We start from the raw sequence: 20,656 nt of genomic DNA, 5'->3' as shown, positions 1-20,656 counted from the left end.
CACGCCCGACGCCCCGTAATGTCGACGAGGTGAGCGACGCACCTGAGGTCTGGCCCGGCACCGCCTATCCGCTGGGAGCCACGTACGACGGCAACGGCACGAACTTCGCCCTCTTCACAGAGGTCGCGGAGCGAGTCGAGCTGTGCCTGTTCGACGAGGACGGCACCGAGACGAAGGTCGACCTCGTCGAGGTCGACGCCTACGTCTGGCACGGCTACCTGCCGAACGTGCAGCCCGGCCAGCGCTACGGCTACCGCGTGCACGGGCCGTACGACCCCGCGAACGGGCAGCGCTGCAACCCGTCGAAGCTGCTGCTCGACCCGTACGCGAAGGCCACGAGCGGCGACATCGAGTGGGGCCAGCCGCTGTTCTCGTACACGTTCGGCGAGCCCGAGACGCGCAACGACGAGGACTCGGCGCCGTACATGACGCACTCGGTCGTCATCAGCCCCTTCTTCGACTGGTCGGGCGACCGCGCGCCGAAGATCCCCTACAACGAGTCGGTCATCTACGAGGCGCACGTCAAGGGCCTCACGCAGCTGCACCCCGACGTGCCGGAGGCACAGCGCGGCACGTACGCGGCCGTCGCGCATCCGAGCCTCATCGCCCACTACAAGAAGCTCGGCATCACTGCCGTCGAGCTCATGCCCGTGCACCAGTTCGTGCACGACTCCACGCTCCAGGAGAAGGGGCTGCGCAACTACTGGGGCTACAACACCCTCGCGTTCTTCGCACCCCACGCCGAGTACGCCGCCTCCGGCACGCTCGGTCAGCAGGTGCAGGAGTTCAAGGGCATGGTGAAGGCGCTGCACGCAGAGGGCATCGAGGTGATCCTCGACGTCGTCTACAACCACACCGCCGAGGGCAACCACATGGGCCCGACGCTGAGCATGCGCGGCATCGACAACGCGGCCTACTACCGCCTCGTCGAGGGCGACCAGCAGCACTACATGGACTACACGGGCACGGGCAACACGCTCAACGTGCGCACGCCCCACGCCCTGCAGCTCATCATGGACTCCCTGCGGTACTGGGTGACCGAGATGCACGTCGACGGCTTCCGCTTCGACCTCGCCTCTGCGCTCGCCCGCGAGTTCTTCGACGTCGACCGCCTGTCCACGTTCTTCGAGCTCGTGCAGCAGGATCCGGTCATCAGCCAGGTCAAGCTCATCGCCGAGCCGTGGGACGTCGGCCCCGGCGGCTACCAGGTCGGCAACTTCCCGCCGCAGTGGACGGAGTGGAACGGCAAGTACCGCGACACGGTGCGCGACTTCTGGAGGGGCGAGCCCGGCGCCGTCGGCGACTTCGCCAGCCGCCTCGCGGGCTCCGCCGACCTCTACGAGGACTCCGGGCGCAGGCCGTTCGCCTCCATCAACTTCGTCACGGCCCACGACGGCTTCACGATGCGCGACCTCGTCTCGTACAACGAGAAGCACAACGAGGCCAACGGCGAGGACTCGAAGGATGGCGAGAGCCACAACCGCTCGTACAACCACGGCGTCGAGGGGCCGACCGACGACCCCTTCATCCTCTCGACGCGCGCGCGTCAGCAGCGCAACCTGCTCGCGACGCTGCTGCTGAGCCAGGGCGTGCCGATGATCCTGCACGGCGACGAGCTGGGCCGCACCCAGCAGGGCAACAACAACACGTACGCGCAGGACTCCGAGCTGTCGTGGATCGACTGGGACAGCGCCGACCACCCGCTCATCGAGTTCACCGCTGCCGTCGCGCATCTGCGGCACGAGCACCCCACGTTCCGCCGCAAGCGCTTCTTCACCGGCTCGTCGGTGCGCACCGGCGACGGGCAGCGGCTCAACGACATCGTCTGGCTCGCGCCGAACGGGCAGCCGATGGAGTCGGACGACTGGCAGAGCCCCGACGACAAGACCATCGGCATGTACCTCAACGGCCACGGCATCGCCGGCCGTGGCGCCCGTGGCGAGCGCATCGAGGACGACCACTTCCTGCTCTACAGCAACGCCTCCGAGCAGGACGTCGTCGTGACGCTGCCGAGCGAGGAGTACGCATCGAGGTGGGCGGTCGCGATCGACACCGGCGGCGAGGTGGGTGCCGAGATCCTCGAGCCCGGTGCCACGGCGACGATCATGGCGCGCAGCCTCGTGCTGCTGCAGGAGTCGCACCCGCCCGCCGAGAGCGACGACTCGTCGGTCGCGGCCTCGGTGGCGAGCTACGCGCACTCGTCGTCGGACGACGAGCCCTCGACCGCGACCGGCGCGATCGCGATCGCGATCGGGCAGAGCCCGCGGTCGGTGCCCGAGCCGCCGGCTGATGCCATGCAGGAGGAGGCCCTCGCCGTGGCCGAGCAGATCGAGCCCGCGCCCGGCTCCGACGCCGACTCCGACGAGCGCGCCTGATGCGCACGCCCACGAGCACGTACCGGCTCCAGATCACCGCGGAGCAGACGCTGCACGACGCCGCAGCCAGGCTCGAGGCGTTGCACGACCTCGGCGTCGACTGGGTGTACCTCTCGCCCATCCTCGCCGCCGAGCCCGGATCCGACCACGGCTACGACGTCGTCGCGCACGACCGCGTCGATGCCTCGCGCGGCGGCCCGGAGGGGCTCGCAGCGCTCTCGGCGGAGGCGCGCAGGCTCGGCATGGGCGTGCTCGTCGACATCGTGCCGAACCACGTGGGCGTCGCGACGCCCGAGCAGAACGCAGGGTGGTGGGACCTGCTGCGGCTCGGCCGCGACTCCGCGCACGCGGAGGCGTTCGACGTCGACTGGTCGCAGCACGACGGACGCATCCTGCTGCCGATCGTCGGCGACGACGACGACCTGGGCGGCGGGCGCGTCGACCACGTGACGATCGACGGCGACGTGCTGCGCTACTGGGACACGGCGCTGCCCATCGCGCCCGGCACGGAGCCGACGGGCGACGAGGACGCGAACGCGGTGCTCGCACGCCAGCACTACCTGCTCGGGCACTGGAGGCGTGGCGACGACGAGCTCGCGTACCGCCGCTTCTTCGCGGTGACGACGCTCGCGGCGATCCGCGTCGAAGATCGGGCCGTGTTCGACGCCTCGCACGTCGAGATCCGCCGCTGGTTCGACGAGGGCCTCGTCGACGGCCTCCGCGTCGACCATCCGGACGGCCTCCGCGACCCCGAGGGCTACCTGCGCGACCTCGAGGGCCTCACGGGTGGCGCGTACGTGCTCGTCGAGAAGATCCTCGAGCCCGGCGAGGAGCTGCCTGCCTGGCCCACGGCGGGGACGACCGGCTACGACGCCCTCGCGCTCGTCGACCGCGTGCTCACCGACGCGAGCGCCGAGCAGCCGCTCGATGCGATCGACGCGCGGCTGCAGGGCGAGCCGACCGACTGGCACGCCCTGATCCACGGCACGAAGCGCGGCATCGCCGACACGATCCTGCGCGCAGAGGTGCTGCGGCTCGAGCGCGAGGTGCGTGCCGCGCACGCCGACGCCCCTGGTGACGTGGCCGACGCGCTCGCAGAGCTGCTCGCGTGCTTCCCCGTGTACCGGTCGTACCTGCCGGAGGGTGCCGAGCACCTGCAGCATGCCGCGGACGCGTCGGCACGGTGGCGGCCCGACCTGTCGGCGACGATCGCCTGGCTGCTGCCCATCCTGCTCGACCCGTCGGAGGAGGCCGCGCGGCGCTTCCAGCAGACGAGCGGCATGGTGATGGCGAAGGGCGTCGAGGACACGGCGTTCTACCGGTACTCCAGGCTCACCTCCCTCAACGAGGTCGGTGGCGACCCGAGCGTCTTCGCGCTCGAGCCGGCGGCGTTCCACACGGCGATGGCGAGGCGGCAGGAGCAGTGGCCGCACGCGATGACGACGCTGTCGACGCACGACACGAAGCGCGGGGAGGACGTGCGCGCCCGCATCTCGACCATCGCGGAGGTGCCGGCCGAGTGGGACGCCCTGCTCGAGCGGATGCTGCCGCACGCGCCTGCGCAGGACCGGCCGTTCTCGAGCCTGCTGCTGCAGGCCGTCGTCGGCGCGTGGCCCGCGAGCCGGGAGCGGCTGCACGCGTACGCCGAGAAGGCGGCGCGCGAGTCCGACGCGACCACGCACTGGACCGCGCCGGATGCCGCGTACGAGACTGCGCTCGCCGCGTTCGTCGACGCGTGCCTCGAGGGGGAGGGGCGCGCTGCGATCGAGGACCTCGTCGCCGCCGTCGACGCCGGCTGGCGCTCGAACGTGCTGTCGGCGAAGCTGCTCGCGCTCGCGATGCCCGGCGTGCCCGACGTGTACCAGGGCTCGGAGGTGCGCGAGCTGTCGCTCGTCGACCCCGACAACCGTCGTCCGGTCGACTGGGCGGAGGCGGATGCGCTGCGCGCGCGTGCCGCGGCGGAGCCCGCGCACGTCGACGACCTCGAGCACGCGAAGGTGCGCCTCGTGCGCGAGACGCTGCGGCTGCGTCGCGACCGGCAGGAGCTCGTCACGTCGTACGCGCCGGTGCTGCCGCACGGCGACGCCGCCGAGCACGCGCTCGCGTTCGACCGCGGGGGTGCCATCGCGGTCGTGACGCGGCTGCCGCTCGGGCTCGCCCGTCGCGGCGGGTGGGGCGAGACGACGCTGCCGGTGCCCCAGGGGCGCTGGGTCGAGCTGCTCTCGGGCCGTCAGGTCGACGGCGGGTCCGTGCGGCTCGCCGACCTGCTGCGCGACCTGCCCGTGGCGCTGCTGGCACCCGCGTCCTGACGCAGACGTCCTGACGCTCGCGCGTCGGCTCCCAGCCGCCGCGCGACCGAGGGGGCTAGCGTCGCGCCATGCGCACGACGAGCGACGACCAGGCCGAGCCCGCCCACGGCGATGCACCGCGGCGCGCGTCGCCGCGCTTCATCGTGCCCGTGCCCGTCGGCAGCGTCGCCCCCGCGGCATCCGAGTAGGCGGCGACCGCTCCTCGAGCGCCGATGGGGCCGGCGCCCGCGCGGCCGGACGCCGTCGCGTTCGCGGTGACGCTGCTGCGGGTCGCGCTCGCGCTGTCGGTCGTCGGGCTCGGCGCGCTCGTCGTCGCCACCGCGATCGCCGCGCAGGTCGCGGCGCGGTCGGGCGTCGGGTCCGACGCCGTCGCGGTCGGCGCCGTGGTGCTGCTCGGGGCGGGCGCCGTCGTGCTCGTGGCGCAGGTGGTGCTCACGGTGCTCGTCGCGCGGGGCGTCGACGCGGCGCGCGCGTGGCTCGTGCTCGTCGCGGCCGCCGCCGTCGTGCTCGCGCTCCTCGCAGGCGGCACGGGCGCTGCTGCGCTCGGCGCCGTGGTGCTCGTCGTCGCGGTCGCGGCGCTGTTCGTGCCCTCGTCGTCGGCGTGGTTCCGCCAGATGCGCGCTCGCTCGGGTCGGTGATGCGCACCCAGTCGGCATCCGGCCCGCGCCGATAGCGTCGCGCCATGACGACTGCAGACGGTCCCGCGCCGCGGCTCGGCGACGAGGCGCGGGCGGGGATCGGCCCCGTCGATCCGCCCGAGCAGGTCGCGCCGCTGGGCCAGGGCGAGGCGCCACCGTCGCTCGGCGCCGTGCCGACGTGGGATTGGCGCTCTGGCACCGACTTCTCCGGGCTCGGCGGGCGCTCGTCGGCATGGGAGCCCAAGCCCTACGATCGCGGCGGCGACGACGTGTCGGTGCCCGACGAGGTGCCGCCCGTCGCGATCGTCGACCCGTCTGCGGGCCTGGCCGCGATCGCTCCGCCCGCCGCGCAACGGCATCTGTCGCTGCCGGGCGCCATCGCCCCCGAGATCGCGGATGCGGCCGCTGCGGCCCGCGCCGAGGCGGCGTCGGTCGCGCTCGGCGCGCGCACGACGACGTCGGCAGCGTGGTCGTCGACGTCTGCGGCGCGCGACGTCGCCGCGCGTGCGGCGTCGACGGGCGCCCGTGTCGCGCCCGGCGCGGTCGTGGCGGCGCGCATCGCGCTGTGGGTCACGGCCGTGGGCACCGTGGTCGGCACGGCGGCGCTGCTCGCGCTCGAGGCGGCAGGCGGCGCGCGGCTCGACGAGGACGCCGTCGCCATGCGCGTCGTGCCGGCGCTCCTCCTGCTCGTCTCGACGCTGGGCGCTGCGGCGCTCGTGGCGCGGCGGTCGCCGAGCGCGCGCATCATGGCGGTCGTCGCCGGCGCGATCGCCGTGGTCTTCGCGGGCGTCCTGCCGATCGTCGTCGTGCCCGTGCCGGTCGCGGCTGCGCTCCTGCTGCTCCTGCCCTCGTCGCGCACGTGGTGGCGGCGCGACGCGTAGGCATCCAGCCGGCATCCACACGACGTCCAGCCGACGGTGGCGATCGTCTCGTACGGTCGGAGCATGACGATCTCGAACGAGCCCTCCCGCCACGACGAGCCGCACGGTCAGGCGACTCCGCAGCCGTTCGGCATCGCCTCCGGATTCGAGCAGCGCACCGGTGGGCGCTTCGTGCAGAAGCCCGGCACGGTGAAGTGGGGCCTCGGCATCCTGTGGGCGGGCGTCGTCCTCACCGTCATCTTCGCGATCATCGCGATGCTGCTGCTCGCCGGTGCCGGCGCGAGCGCCGTCTCCTCCGGCGGCGGCGAGGTCCTTGGCGTCGCAGCGATCTTCCTCGTCGTCGCGATCGCGATCGTCGTCGTGCAGGCCGTGCTGCTGGTCTTCGCGGGCAGGGGGCGGGGCTGGGCGCGCATCGCGCTCGCCGTCGTCTCCGGGCTCAGCCTGCTCACGACCCTCGTGAGCGGCGACAGCATCAACGTCGGCTCCGTGCTCACGATCGTCGCCGTCGTGCTGCTCTTCCTGCCCGCCTCGAACGAGTGGTACGCCTCCGAGTCGCAGCGCGGTCGCTGACCACGTGCCCTCGCTCGCGTCGGGTGCGCAGCCGCGCACCGTCCGCATCGCCCGCGTCGTGCTGCACGTCGTCGCCGTCGTGTGCGTGCTCGCCGGCGTCCTCCACGCCGTGGTGCGTCTCGGCGAGCCCGAGCGCGACGGCGGCGCGACCACGGTGCTGCTCGCCGCCGCGAGCATGGCCGTCGTCGGCGTCGTGGTCGAGGTCCTCGCCATGCGTCTGCGTGCGAGCGCGGTCTGGGTGCGCACCGCCCTCGTCGCCGTCATGCTCGCGACGCTGCTGCTGCCGTGGATCGGCCTGCCGTCGATGACCCTCGCGACGATCGGGCTGCTCGTGGCGATCGCGCTGCTGCTCACGCGCGATGCCAGGCGCTGGTTCGACGCCGGCTCCCGCGCGTCCCGCTAGCACGTCGCGCGCACCCCTGTCGCGTCCAGCCGACGTGCGCCAGGCTGGAGGCATGGTCGACCACGAGTACCGAGTCTGGGCCCCGCGCGCGACACGCATGCGCCTCGTCACCGAGGGTGCCTCCACCGAGATGGAGGATGTCGGCGGCGGCTGGTGGCGCCAGCTCGGCCCCGCGGGGGAGTACGGGTTCCAGATCGGCGACGACGACGCCGTGCGCCCCGATCCGCGCTCGCGCAGGCAGCCGCGCGGCGTCCACGAGCGGTCGCAGACGTTCGACCCGTCCGAGCACGACTGGCAGGACGGCGACTGGACGGGCAGGCGTCTCGCAGGCGGCGTCGTCTACGAGCTGCACGTGGGCACGTTCACGCCCGAGGGCACGTTCGACGCCGCCGCGACGAGGCTCGAGCACCTCGTGTCCCTCGGCGTGACGCACGTCGAGCTGCTGCCGGTCAACGCGTTCAACGGCACCCGCAACTGGGGCTACGACGGCGTGCTCTGGTACGCGGTGCAGGAGGAGTACGGCGGGCCCGCCGGCTACCAGCGCTTCGTCGACGCCTGCCACCAGGCAGGGCTCGCCGTCGTGCAGGACGTCGTCTACAACCACCTCGGCCCCTCAGGCAACTACCTGCCGCTCTACGGGCCCTACCTCGGCGACGACCGCAACACCTGGGGCGAGGTCGTGAACGTGCGCGAGCCCGAGGTGCGGCGCTTCATCGTCGAGAACGCGCTGTACTGGCTGCGCGACATGCACGTGGATGCGCTGCGGCTCGACGCGGTGCACGCGCTCGTCGACGACCCCGACGACCACATCCTCGAGGCGCTCACGGTGGCCGTCGCGTCGGAGTCGGCGCATCAGGGCAGGCCGCTGACGCTCATCGCCGAGTCCGATCTCAACGAGCCGCGGCTCGTGACGCCGCGCGAGGGAGGCGGCTACGGACTCGACGCGCAGTGGAGCGACGACTATCACCATGCGATCCACGTGGCGCTCACGCGCGAGACGAGCGGCTACTACGGTGACTTCGCGCCGCTGGGAGCGCTCGCGAAGGCGCTCGAGCGCGGCTTCTTCCACGACGGCACGTTCTCGACGTTCCGCGAGCGCGAGCACGGCGCGCCGATCGACGTCGACCGCATGCCGTCGTGGCGACTCGTGGTGAGCGCGCAGAACCACGACCAGATCGGCAACCGCGCCGTCGGCGACCGCATCGTCGACGTGCTCGACGACTCGCAGCTGCTCGTCGCGGCGCTGCTGCTGTACGCGGGCCCGTTCACGCCCATGCTGTTCCAGGGCGAGGAGTGGGCGGCGTCGAGCCCGTTCCAGTTCTTCACCTCGCATCCGGAGGAGGAGCTCGGCAGGCTGACGGCCGAGGGCCGCATCGCCGAGTTCGCGGCGATGGGCTGGGATGCCGACGTCGTGCCCGACCCGCAGGATCCCGAGACGTTCCGCCGCTCGGTGCTGCGGTGGGAGGAGGTCGGCTCCGGCAGGCACGCGCGGGTGCTCGAGGGCTACCGCAGGCTCGCTGCGCTGCGGCAGGAGTGGGCGGCGCTCACCGACCCGTCGCTCGCCGCCAACCGCGTCGTCGTCGACGAGGAGGCCCGCACCCTGCGGCTCACGCGCGGCGGGTCGCTGCGCATCGCCGGCTCGTCCGACGTGGATGCGGCGCCGGGCACGGGGCCGGTCGAGGTGCTCGTGAACGTGGGCGACGCGCCCTGGGATGCTCCGGTGCCGCTGGGCTCGCGGCTGCTGTTCGGCACCGCGGATGCCGTGGCGCTCGACGACGCCGCTGTGCGCCTGCCGCCGGGCAGCGGTGCCCTCGTGGCGCTGCCCATCGCGTGATGCGACGGCCGCATGCGTGCGCGCATGCGGCCGGCACGCTCATGCCTGCGCCGCGGCCTCAGCCGACGGCGTAGACGAACGCCGACCGCGACCGTCCGAGCACGAGGAGGCCGTCGCCGGCGGCGCGCAGCGCCGTCCCCTCGACGGACTGCGTGCGCTGGCGTCCGCTCAGGTCGAGCGCGATGCTCGAGACCGAGGCCACGTCCTCGACGAACACGTACCCGAGCGCGATCGCGGTCACGACGCGCATGTCCTCGGAGAGCGGCTCGGAGGCGGGGCGGGCGGTGCCGTCCACGAGCGACCACAGCGTCCGGGTCGTCGCCGCGCCGTCGTCGGCGCGGACGATCCATGCCGTGAGCTCGCCGCCCGCCCCGTCGTCGCCGAAGCACGGATACGGCTCGCTCCGCTCGAGGAGCGTGTCGCCCGTCGCGATGTCGACGATGCGGGCGTCGCCGTGCTCGTCGATGAGCGACGCCATCGAGCGGCCGGTCACCGTCACGCGCTCGCCGACGCCGGCGTGCCAGAGGGTCTCGCCGCCCGCGCGGGCGAGCGCGACGACGCGGTCGGCGCCGTCGACGCGCTCGAGGCCGAGCACGGCGTCGCCGACGTGCGTCGCGACGATGCCGGGGCGCTCCCAGACGGTCGATCCGTCGGTGGCCGCGAGCGCGACGACGCGGGCCGCATCCGCCTCGACGGGAGCGGCGTCCGGCACCCCGGCGGCACCGACCTCGCCGACGTTCGCGAAGCACCGGTCGTCGTCGGCGTCGACGACGGTGGCCGTGACGGGGAACGCCTCCGTCGTCATGCGCACGTGCCAGCGCGTCGCACCGGTCGCGATCTCGAGCGCAGCGATCCCGTAGCCCTCGTCGAGGTCGGTCACGTCGGGGGCGCACGGCTGCCCCGACCAGCACATGTCGATGTACGTCGCGACCATCGTCACCCCTGCGGTGCGCGACGCGGCGACGCGCGTCGGCGGGCGCGGGTGCAGGCGCGAGCCCTCCGCCGCGAGCCGCGCCTCGACGTCGGCGAGGGTCCACAGACGCGCGCCGGTCGCGGCGTCGACGACGACGAGACCGCCGCTCGCCTCCGCCGGCGACGTCGAGTCGTCGCGCAGCAGCATGGCACCGCCGACGATCGCGATGCCGGCGCTCTCGACGCCGAGGTCGTCGGAGTCGTACAGCGGCACGAGGTCGAGGTCGGGCGACGGATCGTCGATCGGGTCCGGTGCGGCCGGCGTGGGCGTCGGGCTCGGGGGCGAGGGCGATGGGGTCGGTGCGGTGCAGCCGACGAGCGCGGCGAGCGCGACGGTGCCGGACAGGCCCAGGAGGGCGTCTCGGCGGGACAGCGCAGGCACGGGCCGATGCTAGGCCTCGCGACTGCGATCCGCTTGCACGTCGGCCGAGGGAGCGGTCGAGGCGGGTGCCGCAGACGCTGGGCCGCCGTGCTGCGCCGCCCAATGCGGGCTCCGGATGAGGCCGAGCACGTTGCCGAACGGGTCGACGACCGACGCGGTCACGAACCCGCCGCCGCGCTCGATCACCGGCTCGAACGTCGTCGCGCCGCGCTCGAGCAGCGCGGCGAGCGCCGTCAGCACGTCGTCCACGTGCATCGACACGACCGCGCCGCCAGGGCTGGCGAGCGCGGGCCGGTAGGCGCTCGACATGAGGGCGAGCTCGTCCTCGTCGTCGCCGAAGCGCCACTCCGCGTACTCGACGGGGCCCTCCTCGGGGCGCGCGAAGTACGGCTCCTCGGCGAGCACGATCGTGTACCAGGCGACCGCAGCGGGCATGTCGTCGGCGACGAGGTTCAGGTTCGCGAGTCCGCGCAGCACGGGTGCCTCCAACGATCGGGTGCCGCGATCCTCGTCCGCGAGCGAGCGCGGGGCGACCGCTTGCGCGTCTGGGCGTTCCGTGCAGCCATGCCGGTCAGGCGCGGTAGGCCACGAGGGAGCCCCGCTCGGGCACGAGCAGCACGTCGCCGAGCGCGAGGCCGACGACGGAGACGACGACCGGGTGCAGCAGCGGGTCGGCGACGACGTCCGCTGCCGTGTCGCACCAGGCGACGGAGCCCGACATCGTGACGCGCACGTCGTCGTACGCGAGGGTCTCCTGCTCGCCGACGCTGCACGGCAGCGCCGCGCCGGCTGGCACGGCGGTCGTCGCGCCCGATGCGACGTCGACGATCGTTGGCTGTCCGTCCGCGCCGGCGAGGATGAGCGGGTCGCCGAACCACGTCCACCCCTCGCGGTCGTTCTCGATCGCGAGGCCCGCGTCGTCGAGCGCGACGCTCCACCGCTCGCCGCCCGTGCGCGGGTCGACGCCGCGCACGACGATCGACGTGAACGATGGCGCGTCGTACGACCCGTCGCCCGTCGCGTCGCACAGCACGATCTCGTCGCTCGTCGCGCACGGGAACGAGCCCGGCGACGTCCACAGCAGGGCACCCGTCGCGACGTCGATCGCGGCGGTCTCGTAGCCGGTCGCATCGTTCGACCCCGTCGACCAGCCCGCGAACGTCGTCACGACCATCGTGTCGCCGTGCTGCACGGCCTCGAGGCCGCCGTCGACGAACGGCGCCTGGAAGACGTCGACCCACGGCCGGCTCCACCGGCGGCTGCCGTCGACGAGCAGCTCGACGGTCTCCTGCCCGTCGTCGGTGTAGACGCCGAGGTCGGTGGCGAAGATGCGGCTCGCCGTCGAGGGGTACGGCGTCGTGTCGATGCCCGCATCGGGCCGCAGGCGCAGGAACTCCGCCGTCTGCCCCGTGCCGTCGTCGACGGCGAAGCACAGCGCGGCCTGGTCGTCGCCCGGGGCGCACCGCCACACCTGGTGGATGCGTGGCCACACGGCCGACGACCCGTCGATGCGCGTCGTCCACTGCTGCACCTCGCCGGTCGCGACGTCGACGGCGCCCCATGCGACGCCGCCGTCGACGGGGGAGACGAGGGGGATGCGGGTGCCGGAGGCGACGGGCACCACGTCGGCGAGGAGGCCGTCTGCGAGCGGCGCCGTCGGCACGGTCCACGCCTGAGTGCCGTCGGCGCGCCACGCGGTGAGCGCGAGGTCGTCGTCGGCGGCAGACGTGTAGGCGACCGCGAGGTCGCCCACGATCTGCGGGTACGACACGAGGCGCTGCTCCACGCGCCACGCCTCCTCGGCCGCTGGAGCGACCGGCGGCTGCAGGACGCACCCGGTGAGCGCGAGGGCGAGGGTCGCGACGGCGGTGGCGGCGAGTCGGCGATGCATGCCCTCAGTGCAGCACGCGGCGCTGGATGCCCCGTGCGGTGCCGCTGGTCGGCGGCGGGACGCCCGGGGCGAAGCCCCTGGGCATCCGGCGTCGTCAGCCGACGGGAGCCAGCGCGGTCCGCCGCAGCTGGAAGCGCTGCCGGTAGGCGCTCGGCGTCGTCGACAGGTGCTGCTGGAAGTGGTGTCGCATGAGCGCTGCGGTGCCGAATCCCGCCTCGGACGCGACGGCGTCGAGTGCGAGGTCGGTCGCCTCGAGCAGCTGCTGCGCTCGGCGCACGCGGTGGCTCGCGAGCCACGCGGCAGGGGTCGTGCCGAGCTCGTCCTTGAACCGTCGCGCGAACGTGCGCTCCGACATGTGCGCGCGGGCGGCGAGCGATGCGACGGAGTGCTCCTGGTCGAGGGTGCCAGCCATCCACTCGACGAGCGGCGCGAGCGTCTCGGCGCGGCGCTCGACGACGGGGCCCGTCGCGTACTGGCTCTGGCCGCCGTCGCGCTGCGGCGGCATGACCATGCCGCGCGCGATCGTCGAGGCAGCCTGCGCGCCCAGCAGCAGCGTGACGAGGTGCAGCGCGGCGTCGATCGAGCCGGCGGTGCCCGCGCTCGTGATGACGCGACCGTGCTGCACGTAGAGGGCGTCGCACGCGACGTCGATCGTCGGGAAGTCGTGCTGCATGCGGTCGGCGTGGCGCCAGTGGGTCGTCGCGCGGCCGTCGTCGAGCAGGCCCGCGCGAGCGAGCACGAACGCGCCCGTGCACAGCGACAGGATCCACGCGCCACGGGCGTGCGCGCGACGGATGGCGTCGAGCACGGCGACGCCGCACGTCTCCTCCGCGCAGTCGCGGAACGCGGGCACGACGACGACGTCGGCCTCGTCGGCGAACGAGAGGTCGTGGTCGACGTGGAGCGAGAAGCCGCCCTGGTAGTCGACGGCGACGCGGCCGGGGGTGGGCGTCACGACCCGGAAGTCGAAGCGCGGCACGCCGCGGTCGGATCGGTCGTCGCCGAACACCTCGCAGGCCACGCCGAGCTCGAACGGGTTGACGAGGTCGTCGACGATGCACGCGACCTTCATGGGGGCCTCCGAGGCTGGGGATGCGTCGAGCGAGCCGGCTGGCGGGATCTTGCCGGACGTCGTCCATCCTGCCACTGGTGGCAGGATCTCGCAAGGAGTGCAATTGCTGCCATGAACCCGTTCTTCGTCATCGTCATCGCCCTCGTGATCCTCGCCATCGCCGTGGTCGTCTGGGACGTCCGCTCCGACGGCTACCGAGCCAGCCCGGTCGACCCAGAGCTGCGGCAGCGGCTCCTCGATCGCGAGGAGCTGCGCGTCGCCCACGAGGACGCGCAGCGCGCCCTCGAGGCGGCGCACCACGCGCCGGTGCCGCCGCAGCTCGCCGCCTACGGCGCATCGCAGCCCACCGCGACGCCGCGGCCGCGCGCCGGCGTGCAGCGCGTCGCCGGCTGACCGCGCACCGGCCGCCGCGCACCAGCCGCCGCGCAGCCGCACGCCGTCGGGTGGCCCGCACGGGGCCGGCCATCGACAGGACAGGATGGACGCATGCCCCCTCGCCACGTCGCCCTCGCGCTGCTCGTGGTGCTCCTCTGGGGCTCGAACTTCGTCGTCATCGACATCGGGCTCGAGGAGCTGCCGCCATTCCTGCTGCTCGCGCTGCGATTCGTGCTCGTGCTGGTCCCCGCCATTTTCCTCGTGCCGAAGCCCGACCTTCCGTGGCGCACGATCCTCGCCGTCGGCGCGACGATGTCGCTCGGGCAGTTCGCCCTGCTCTACCTCGGCCTCTCGCTCGGCATGCCGCCCGGCCTCGCCTCGCTCGTGCTGCAGGTGCAGGTCGTCGTCACGATCGTCGTCGCAGCCCTCGCGCTCGGCGAGCGCCCCGGCCGCATCCAGCTCGTCGGCATCGGCATCGCCGTGGCGGGCGTCGCGATCGTCGCGCTGGGCCGCTCGGGCGACGTGCCGCTCGTGGCGCTGCTGCTCGTCGTCGTCTCGGCGGCGACGTGGGCGACGGGCAACGTCATCACCCGCAAGGCCGGTGCGGCCAGCGGCCTGGGCCTCACGGTGTGGTCGGCGATCGTCGTCCCCGTGCCGATGGCCCTGCTGTCGCTCGTCGTCGAGGGCCCCGAGCGCATCGTCGACGCCCTCGCGCACGTGAGCCCGCTCGGCATCGGCTCGGTCGTGTACACCGCCGTGCTTGCGAGCCTCGTGGGCTACGGCATCTGGAACTCGCTGCTCGCGAGGCATCCGGCCTCGAGCGTCGTGCCGTTCGCGATGCTCGTGCCCGTCGTGGGCATCGCCGCGAGCGTGCTCGTGCGAGGCGAGCGGCCCGCACCGGCGGAGCTCGTCGGCGGCGCGGTGCTGCTCGTGGGCATCGCCGTGGCGAACGGGGTCGCGGCGCGGCTCATCGGCCTGTCGCGCGGCCGGCGCCGGGCGCCCGACGCCGAGACGGCCCCCATCACGATCGCGAGCGTCGTCGAGGATCCACCCGCCGAGCGCGACGTCGACCCGGCGGCGAGGCCGGGCACCGCCTGAGAGGCAGGTGGGTGGACCGCGTGCGTCTCGCCCGTCAGGCGATCGCGTAGACGTCGAACCCGGCGTCGGTCTGCACGAGCATCCGATCGTCTGCGAAGCCGCGCGGGGAGCCCGGGACGCCCTCGCTGCGCACGGCGCCGGAGCGATCGCGAGCGTGGATGCGGTCGCTGGTGCACCACACGTAGCCGTCGAGCGGCGTGAGCAGGTTCGCGGAGTCGTCGAGCGGCTCGGCGCCGGGCCTTGGCTCGTCGCCGGACGACGACCACAGCAGGTACTGCGCCTCGGCCTCCGGCACGGTCGCGACCCATGCGACGAGGGGTGCGCCGTCGACGTCGGTGCCCACGCGCGCCGACAGCGCCGCGTCCGCGAGCTCGGGGCCGTCGCCCAGCTCGACGATCGTCTCCCCCGAGCGGGCGTCGACGATCCACGCGCGCTCGCCGTCGCTCACGACGAGGCCCTCGGCCTCCTCGTGCGGCGTGCCGATCGCCTGACCGCGCTCCGCCTGCCAGAGATCGTCGCCCGTCTCGGGGTCGAGGACGACGTGCACGGTCTCGCCGCGGTCGTCGCGCAGCCCCACGACGACGACGCCGACGCCGATCGCGACGATGCCGGGGCGCTCCCACGCCACCGTGCCGTCTGCGACCGACAGCCCCACCGTGCGCGCCCGATCCGCGCGCGCGGGTGCCGTGCTCGGGTCGATGGCGTAGTCGCTGAGCCCGGCACGCGCCACGACGATCGTCGCGGTGCCTCCGACGGGCTCGACCCTCGTGTCGTTCGCGATCGTCGACGCCGGATCGCCGCGGTCGACGGGCGGCTGGACGAGCGCGTGCCAGCGCACGTCGCCCGAGCCGACGCCGATCGCGACGATGCCGCTGCCCTCGGTCGCGTCGGTCGACGAGCTCGAGCAGATGCCGGCGTTGCCTGGGCACGGGTTCACGTAGGTCGAGGTGAGCAGCAGACGGTCGTCGACGGGCCCGGCGGCGACGAACCTCGTCGGCGCGAAGGCGGAGACGCGGGGGTCGTCGGCCTCGATCTCCGCAGCCGCGTCGCGCCACGCCCACGCGGTCGCGCCCGTCGCGGCGTCGAGCGCCAGCAGCCGACTCTCGGTGGCCCCGGAGTCGTCGTACAGGAGCACGCGCCCGCCGACGAGCCCCATCGTGTAGAACGACGACGTCGACACGACCTCCTGGCCGAACAGTCGCGTGAGCGTGAGCTGCGGCAGCTCGTCGACGATCGGGTCGACGTCGGCGAACGGATCGGGCGGGGGCGTCTCGGAGGGCGACGGGTCGTCCTGCGTGCGCGCGCAGCCCGCGAGCGACAGCAGCCCGAGGCCGAGCAGGCCCGCAGAGCCGGCGAGGAGGGTCCTGCGATCGAGCGTGCGCATGGGGTCACGGTAGAGACGCCGCCTGGATGCGCGCTGTCGTGGACGCGCCCGTCGTCGATGCCGCGGGCGCGACGCGCACGCCAGTAGCGTGACGACGTGAGGATCACGCGCGCGCGACTGCAGGACGGCACGACGGTCGACGTGGAGGTCGGTGGCGGCCGCATCGCCGCCGTCGCACCGTCGTCCGGGGTCGCGGACGGCGACGTCGACCTCGACGGCCGCACCCTGCTGCCCGGCCTGTGGGACGAGCACGTGCACCTGGGGCAGTGGGCCGCGCATCGTCGTCGCCTCTCGATCCTCGACGCGGACAGCGCCGCCGAGGCTGCCGCGCGCATCCGCGATGCCCTGCGCACCCATCCGGCCGACGAGCCGCTCGTGGCCGTCGGCATGCGCGAGGGGCTGTGGTCGGACGCGCCGAGCCGTGCGCTGCTCGACGCCGTCGCAGGCGACCGCGCCGTCACGGTCATGAGCGCCGACCTGCACGCGTCGTGGTCGAGCAGCGCGATGGGGCGCATGCTGCACGTCGACCTGCCCGACGACGGCATGCTGCGCGAGGCGCCGAGCTTCGCGGCGATGCGCACGCTCGAGGCGACCGTCGACGACGCGACGCGCGAGCGCTGGATCCGCGACGCCCTCGCCGCCGCGGCCGCGAGGGGCGTGGTCGGCATGACCGACCTCGACCTCGACGACGCCGTCGGCGCGTGGTCGCGCCGTGCGGGCTCGCCGCTGCGCATCGAGGTGGGGGTCTACCCCCACGACCTCGACGAGGCGGAGGCGCGCGGCGACCGCACGGGCCGCGCCATCCACGACCGCGTGCACGTGGGGCCGCTCAAGGTCATCACCGACGGCTCCCTCGGCACGCGCACCGCCTACTGCCACGACCCCTACCCGGACGGCGGGCGCGGACTGCTCGAGGTGCCGCCCGACCAGCTCGCGGCGGTGCTCGGGCGCGGAGCGGCCATGGGGCTGCGGCCCGCGGTGCACGCGATCGGCGACGCGGCGCTCGCGCACGTGCTCGACGTGTTCGCCGCGACGGGCATCACGGGTCGCATCGAGCACGCGCAGCTCGCGACGGACGCCGACGTCGTGCGCATGGGCGAGCTGGGGGTCGTGGCCTCGCTGCAGCCGGAGCACATGCTCGACGACCGCGAGCTCATCGCCGTGTACTGGGCGGGCCGCGAGCGGCTCGCGTACCGCATCCGCTCCCTGCTCGACGCAGGCGCGCGCGTGATCCTCGGCTCGGATGCGCCGGTCGCGCCGCTGGATCCGTGGGTGGCGATGGCGGCGGCCGTGACGCGCACGCGCGACGGCGACGTGCGGTGGCAGCCGCAGGAGGGCATCGACGTCGCGACGGCGCTGTCGTGCTCGGTGCGCTCGCGCATCGCGGTCGGCGAGCCGGCCGACCTCGTGGCGGTCGGCGACGACCTGTCCGCGGAGCGTCTGCGGACCATGCCGGTCGACCTCACGATCGTCGGCGGCGACGTGCTGCACTCGACGCTGTCCTGATCGTTGTCGATCAGCCACCACCAACGCGCCCGCTGGTAGGAGGATCTCCACAAGTGAAGTCGGCCGGGCGCGAGCGTCGCTCGTGGCATGGCACAGGGGATGCCGAACGCCCCGGAACGAGGCGTACCGTCGCTGCCATCAGCGTCCGACGAGCGAAGTTCCAGGAGGATCCGGTGGTCGACACCCTGTCCGCATCCGAGCCGCTCGAGGTCGACGAGGCCCACACGCCCCTCGACCTCGCGCCCAAGCCGCGCACCGCAGCGATCGACGTCGACTGGCTCGGCCGCGACCTGCTGGGGCGGTGGGCCGACCGGCGCCTCGCCGCACGTGCGAAGGCCGCCACCCCCGCCTACCAGCGCATCCCGAACCAGACGATGGAAGACCACCGCGAACGCACCCTCGGGCAGCTGCGGATGCTCGTCGACGACCGCGCGGTGCTCGCCGCCTTCCCCGAGTCGCTCGGCGGCGAGGACGACCACGGCGGCAACATCGCAGGCTTCGAGGAGCTCGTGCTCGCCGACCCGTCGCTGCAGATCAAGTCGGGCGTGCAGTACGGCCTGTTCGGCGCCGCCGTGCTGCACCTGGGCACGGCGCACCACCACGAGACGCTCCTGCCGCCCATCATGCGCCTCGACGTGCCCGGCGCGTTCGCGATGACCGAGACGGGCCACGGCTCGGACGTCGCGTCGATCGGCACGACCGCGACGTACGACGAGGCGACGGAGGAGTTCGTCATCGCCACGCCGTTCCGTGGCGCGTGGAAGGACTACCTCGGCAATGCCGCGAACGACGGCCTCGCCGCCGTCGTGTTCGCGAAGCTCGTCACGAAGGGCGTCGACCACGGCGTGCACGCGTTCTACGTCGACATCCGCGACCCCGAGACGCGCGAGTTCCTGCCGGGCGTCGGCGGGGAGGACGACGGGTTCAAGGGCGGCCTCAACGGCATCGACAACGGCCGGCTGCACTTCGACGGCGTGCGCGTGCCCCGCACCAACCTCCTCAACCGCTACGGCGACGTCGCCGCCGACGGCACGTACTCCTCGCCGATCGAGAGCCCCGGCCGACGCTTCTTCACGATGCTCGGCACCCTCGTGCAGGGTCGCGTCTCGCTCGACGGCGCCTCCGTCGTCGCGTCGAAGGCGGCGCTCGCGATCGCGATCCGCTACGGAGCCGAGCGGCGCCAGTTCACGGCGTCGAGCGACGTCGACGAGGAGGTGCTGCTCGACTACCGCAGGCACCAGAAGCGCCTCTTCACGCGCCTCGCCGAGACGTACGCCATGTCGTACGCGCACGAGCGGCTGCTCGCCGAGTTCGACGGCGTCTTCTCCGGCCGCACCGACACCCCGGAGGCGCGTGAGGACCTCGAGACCCTCGCAGCAGGCCTCAAGGCGCTGTCGACGTGGGCGGCGCTCGACACGCTGCAGGAGGCTCGCGAGGCGTGCGGCGGCGCCGGGTTCCTGGCCGAGAACCGCCTGACGATGCTGCGCGCCGACCTCGACATCTACGCGACGTTCGAGGGCGACAACACCGTCATGCTGCAGCTCGTCGGCAAGCGGCTGCTCGGCGACTTCGCGAAGCAGTTCAAGGGCGCCTCGGCAGCGCACCTCGCGCAGTTCGCCGCGAAGGAGTTCGCCGGTCGTGCCGCGGCGCAGGTCGGCCTGCACACCGTCGCGCAGGACGTGCGCGACCTCGGCCAGCCGGCCACGGCATCCCGTGCGCTGCGGCAGGCGTCGGTGCAGCGCGAGCTGCTCACCGACCGCGTCGAGACGATGGTCTCGGAGATCGCCGGCCGGTTGCGCCACGTGACGCGCGGCGATCAGGCGAAGACGGCCAAGGCGTTCAACAACGTGCAGAACGAGCTCATCGAGGCTGCGCGCGCGTGGACGGAGCTGCAGCAGTGGAAGGCGCTCACGGAGGCCCTCGAGCGGATGACGGGCGAGACCGCACGCGTCATGACGTGGGTGCGCGACCTGTTCGCGCTGACGCTGCTCGAACGGCACCTCGCCTGGTACCTGTCGAACGGTCGGCTCTCCGGCGCTCGTGCGAAGGTCGTCACCTCGACGATCGAGCGACTCCTCGTGAAGCTGCGCCCGCATGCGCTCGACCTCGTCGACGCGTTCGGGCTCGGCGACGAGCACCTGCGTGCTCCGATCGCGTCGGGTGCCGAGGGGCGCCGTCAGGACGAGGCGAGGGCGTACTACGAGGCGCAGCGTGCCGCGGGCACGCTGCCCACGCCCGAGAAGCAGGCCAAGCGCCGCTGATGCGCTGACGGAGGCGGGTGCATCCCACGGGATGCGCCCGCCTTCGTCGTGCGCATCGCACCGCAGCATCGCCGCGGCCCGGTATCGTCGCAGCACGTGAGCGAGAGTCTGTGGGACGTGTCCGGCGACGAGCTGCTGCGACGCACGGCATCGGCCGATCCGACCCCGGGCGGCGGCTCGATCGCCGCCGTCTCGGCATCGCTCGGCGCCGGCCTCGTGCTCATGGCGATCGACGTGACCCTCGGGGCGTCGAGCACCGACGAGGATGCCGCCGCGACGCTGCGCGAGGCGCGCACGCGCGGCACGAGCCTGCTCGAGACGCTGCGCGGCGCCGTCGACGACGACGTGGAGGTGTTCGACGCCCTCATGGCCGCGTATCGGATGCCTCGCAGCGACGACGCCGAGCGAGCCGAGCGCACCGCGGCCATCCGCGTCGAGACCGTCGTCGCGACGGTCGCACCCCTCGACGTCGCAGACGCCGCGCTCGAGGCCGTCGCGTTCTCGCACGCCGTCGAGCCGCTCGTGAAGCCCGGCGTGCGCAGCGACGTGCTCGCCGGGCGCGACCTGCTGCTGGGCGCCGCGCGCGCCGCGATCCGCACCGCCGACGTCAACCTCGCGAGCCTCGACGGCGAGCCCGCGCTCCACGAGCGCAGGCAGCGCGCGTGGGATGCGATCCTCACCGCCCTCTGACCGCCCACCCTGGAG

General features: G+C 73.6%; 17 protein-coding genes. 12 read left to right on the top strand and 5 right to left on the bottom strand.

Going from position 1 to position 20,656, the window contains the following annotated elements:
- Window positions 1-29 precede the first annotated feature (29 nt).
- From glgX to treZ, 7 genes are all read left to right on the top strand, one after another.
- Complete coding sequence (gene glgX / locus ACZ6H8_RS01235) at window positions 30-2,375, top strand: glycogen debranching protein GlgX (protein WP_464143596.1); 2,346 nt, start codon at window positions 30-32, stop codon at window positions 2,373-2,375.
- The gene (gene treY / locus ACZ6H8_RS01230) at window positions 2,375-4,684 is read left to right on the top strand and encodes a malto-oligosyltrehalose synthase (protein WP_464143594.1); all 2,310 of its coding nucleotides are present in this window, start codon (window positions 2,375-2,377) and stop codon (window positions 4,682-4,684) included. The genes glgX and treY overlap by 1 nt, the downstream gene beginning before the upstream one ends.
- Window positions 4,685-4,896: 212 nt before the next feature.
- Window positions 4,897-5,322 carry a hypothetical protein gene (locus tag ACZ6H8_RS01225; protein WP_464143592.1) on the top strand — a complete coding sequence of 142 codons (426 nt, stop codon included), beginning with the start codon at window positions 4,897-4,899 and terminating at the stop codon, window positions 5,320-5,322.
- Between the two features lie 44 nt (window positions 5,323-5,366).
- Window positions 5,367-6,203 (top strand): hypothetical protein, encoded by an 837-nt coding sequence (locus ACZ6H8_RS01220; RefSeq protein WP_464143590.1) that lies wholly within the window; start codon window positions 5,367-5,369, stop codon window positions 6,201-6,203.
- Window positions 6,204-6,266: 63 nt separating this feature from the next.
- The gene (locus ACZ6H8_RS01215) at window positions 6,267-6,773 is read left to right on the top strand and encodes a hypothetical protein (protein ID WP_464143588.1); all 507 of its coding nucleotides are present in this window, start codon (window positions 6,267-6,269) and stop codon (window positions 6,771-6,773) included.
- 4 nt (window positions 6,774-6,777) lie between these two features.
- Window positions 6,778-7,176 (top strand): hypothetical protein, encoded by a 399-nt coding sequence (locus tag ACZ6H8_RS01210; RefSeq protein WP_464143586.1) that lies wholly within the window; start codon window positions 6,778-6,780, stop codon window positions 7,174-7,176.
- 52 nt (window positions 7,177-7,228) lie between these two features.
- On the top strand, window positions 7,229-9,010 hold the full coding sequence (gene treZ, locus ACZ6H8_RS01205) for a malto-oligosyltrehalose trehalohydrolase (RefSeq protein ID WP_464143584.1): 1,782 nt from the start codon (window positions 7,229-7,231) through the stop codon (window positions 9,008-9,010).
- A 58-nt stretch (window positions 9,011-9,068) separates the two neighbouring features.
- Here treZ and ACZ6H8_RS01200 read toward each other — a convergent pair whose 3' ends face one another.
- The 4 genes from ACZ6H8_RS01200 to ACZ6H8_RS01185 all read right to left on the bottom strand — a co-directional run bounded on the left by ACZ6H8_RS01200 (window position 9,069) and on the right by ACZ6H8_RS01185 (window position 13,327).
- Window positions 9,069-10,364, bottom strand: a complete 1,296-nt coding sequence (locus ACZ6H8_RS01200; protein WP_464143582.1) for a PQQ-binding-like beta-propeller repeat protein — start codon at window positions 10,362-10,364, stop codon at window positions 9,069-9,071.
- 9 nt (window positions 10,365-10,373) lie between these two features.
- A complete protein-coding gene (locus ACZ6H8_RS01195; RefSeq protein WP_464143581.1) occupies window positions 10,374-10,841 on the bottom strand; it encodes a VOC family protein in 468 nt (155 codons plus the stop codon).
- 94 nt (window positions 10,842-10,935) lie between these two features.
- On the bottom strand, window positions 10,936-12,255 hold the full coding sequence (locus tag ACZ6H8_RS01190) for a PQQ-binding-like beta-propeller repeat protein (protein ID WP_464143579.1): 1,320 nt from the start codon (window positions 12,253-12,255) through the stop codon (window positions 10,936-10,938).
- Between the two features lie 94 nt (window positions 12,256-12,349).
- Window positions 12,350-13,327: a helix-turn-helix domain-containing protein gene (locus ACZ6H8_RS01185; RefSeq protein ID WP_464143729.1), complete on the bottom strand. Its 978-nt coding sequence runs from the start codon at window positions 13,325-13,327 to the stop codon at window positions 12,350-12,352.
- 111 nt (window positions 13,328-13,438) lie between these two features.
- On the opposite strand from ACZ6H8_RS01185, the gene ACZ6H8_RS01180 reads away from it, so the two are divergent.
- Both ACZ6H8_RS01180 and ACZ6H8_RS01175 read left to right on the top strand, forming a co-directional pair.
- Window positions 13,439-13,720 carry a hypothetical protein gene (locus tag ACZ6H8_RS01180; protein WP_464143577.1) on the top strand — a complete coding sequence of 94 codons (282 nt, stop codon included), beginning with the start codon at window positions 13,439-13,441 and terminating at the stop codon, window positions 13,718-13,720.
- A 93-nt stretch (window positions 13,721-13,813) separates the two neighbouring features.
- Entirely contained in the window at window positions 13,814-14,800 is a 987-nt protein-coding gene (locus tag ACZ6H8_RS01175) for an EamA family transporter (RefSeq protein ID WP_464143575.1), read from the top strand.
- 34 nt (window positions 14,801-14,834) lie between these two features.
- Here ACZ6H8_RS01175 and ACZ6H8_RS01170 read toward each other — a convergent pair whose 3' ends face one another.
- Window positions 14,835-16,184, bottom strand: a complete 1,350-nt coding sequence (locus tag ACZ6H8_RS01170) for a hypothetical protein (RefSeq protein ID WP_464143573.1) — start codon at window positions 16,182-16,184, stop codon at window positions 14,835-14,837.
- Between the two features lie 96 nt (window positions 16,185-16,280).
- Here ACZ6H8_RS01170 and ACZ6H8_RS01165 point away from each other — a divergent pair, with 96 nt between their 5' ends.
- The 3 genes from ACZ6H8_RS01165 (at window position 16,281) to ACZ6H8_RS01155 (ending at window position 20,641) form a co-directional block, all read left to right on the top strand.
- Window positions 16,281-17,690, top strand: a complete 1,410-nt coding sequence (locus tag ACZ6H8_RS01165) for an amidohydrolase (RefSeq protein ID WP_464143572.1) — start codon at window positions 16,281-16,283, stop codon at window positions 17,688-17,690.
- A gap of 173 nt (window positions 17,691-17,863) precedes the next feature.
- The gene (locus ACZ6H8_RS01160) at window positions 17,864-19,951 is read left to right on the top strand and encodes an acyl-CoA dehydrogenase family protein (protein WP_464143570.1); all 2,088 of its coding nucleotides are present in this window, start codon (window positions 17,864-17,866) and stop codon (window positions 19,949-19,951) included.
- Window positions 19,952-20,047: 96 nt separating this feature from the next.
- Window positions 20,048-20,641 carry a cyclodeaminase/cyclohydrolase family protein gene (locus ACZ6H8_RS01155; RefSeq protein ID WP_464143568.1) on the top strand — a complete coding sequence of 198 codons (594 nt, stop codon included), beginning with the start codon at window positions 20,048-20,050 and terminating at the stop codon, window positions 20,639-20,641.
- Window positions 20,642-20,656: the final 15 nt, after the last annotated feature.

Source organism: Agrococcus sp. AC640b (assembly GCF_979255995.1).
This window is presented reverse-complemented; position numbering and strand designations above follow the sequence as displayed.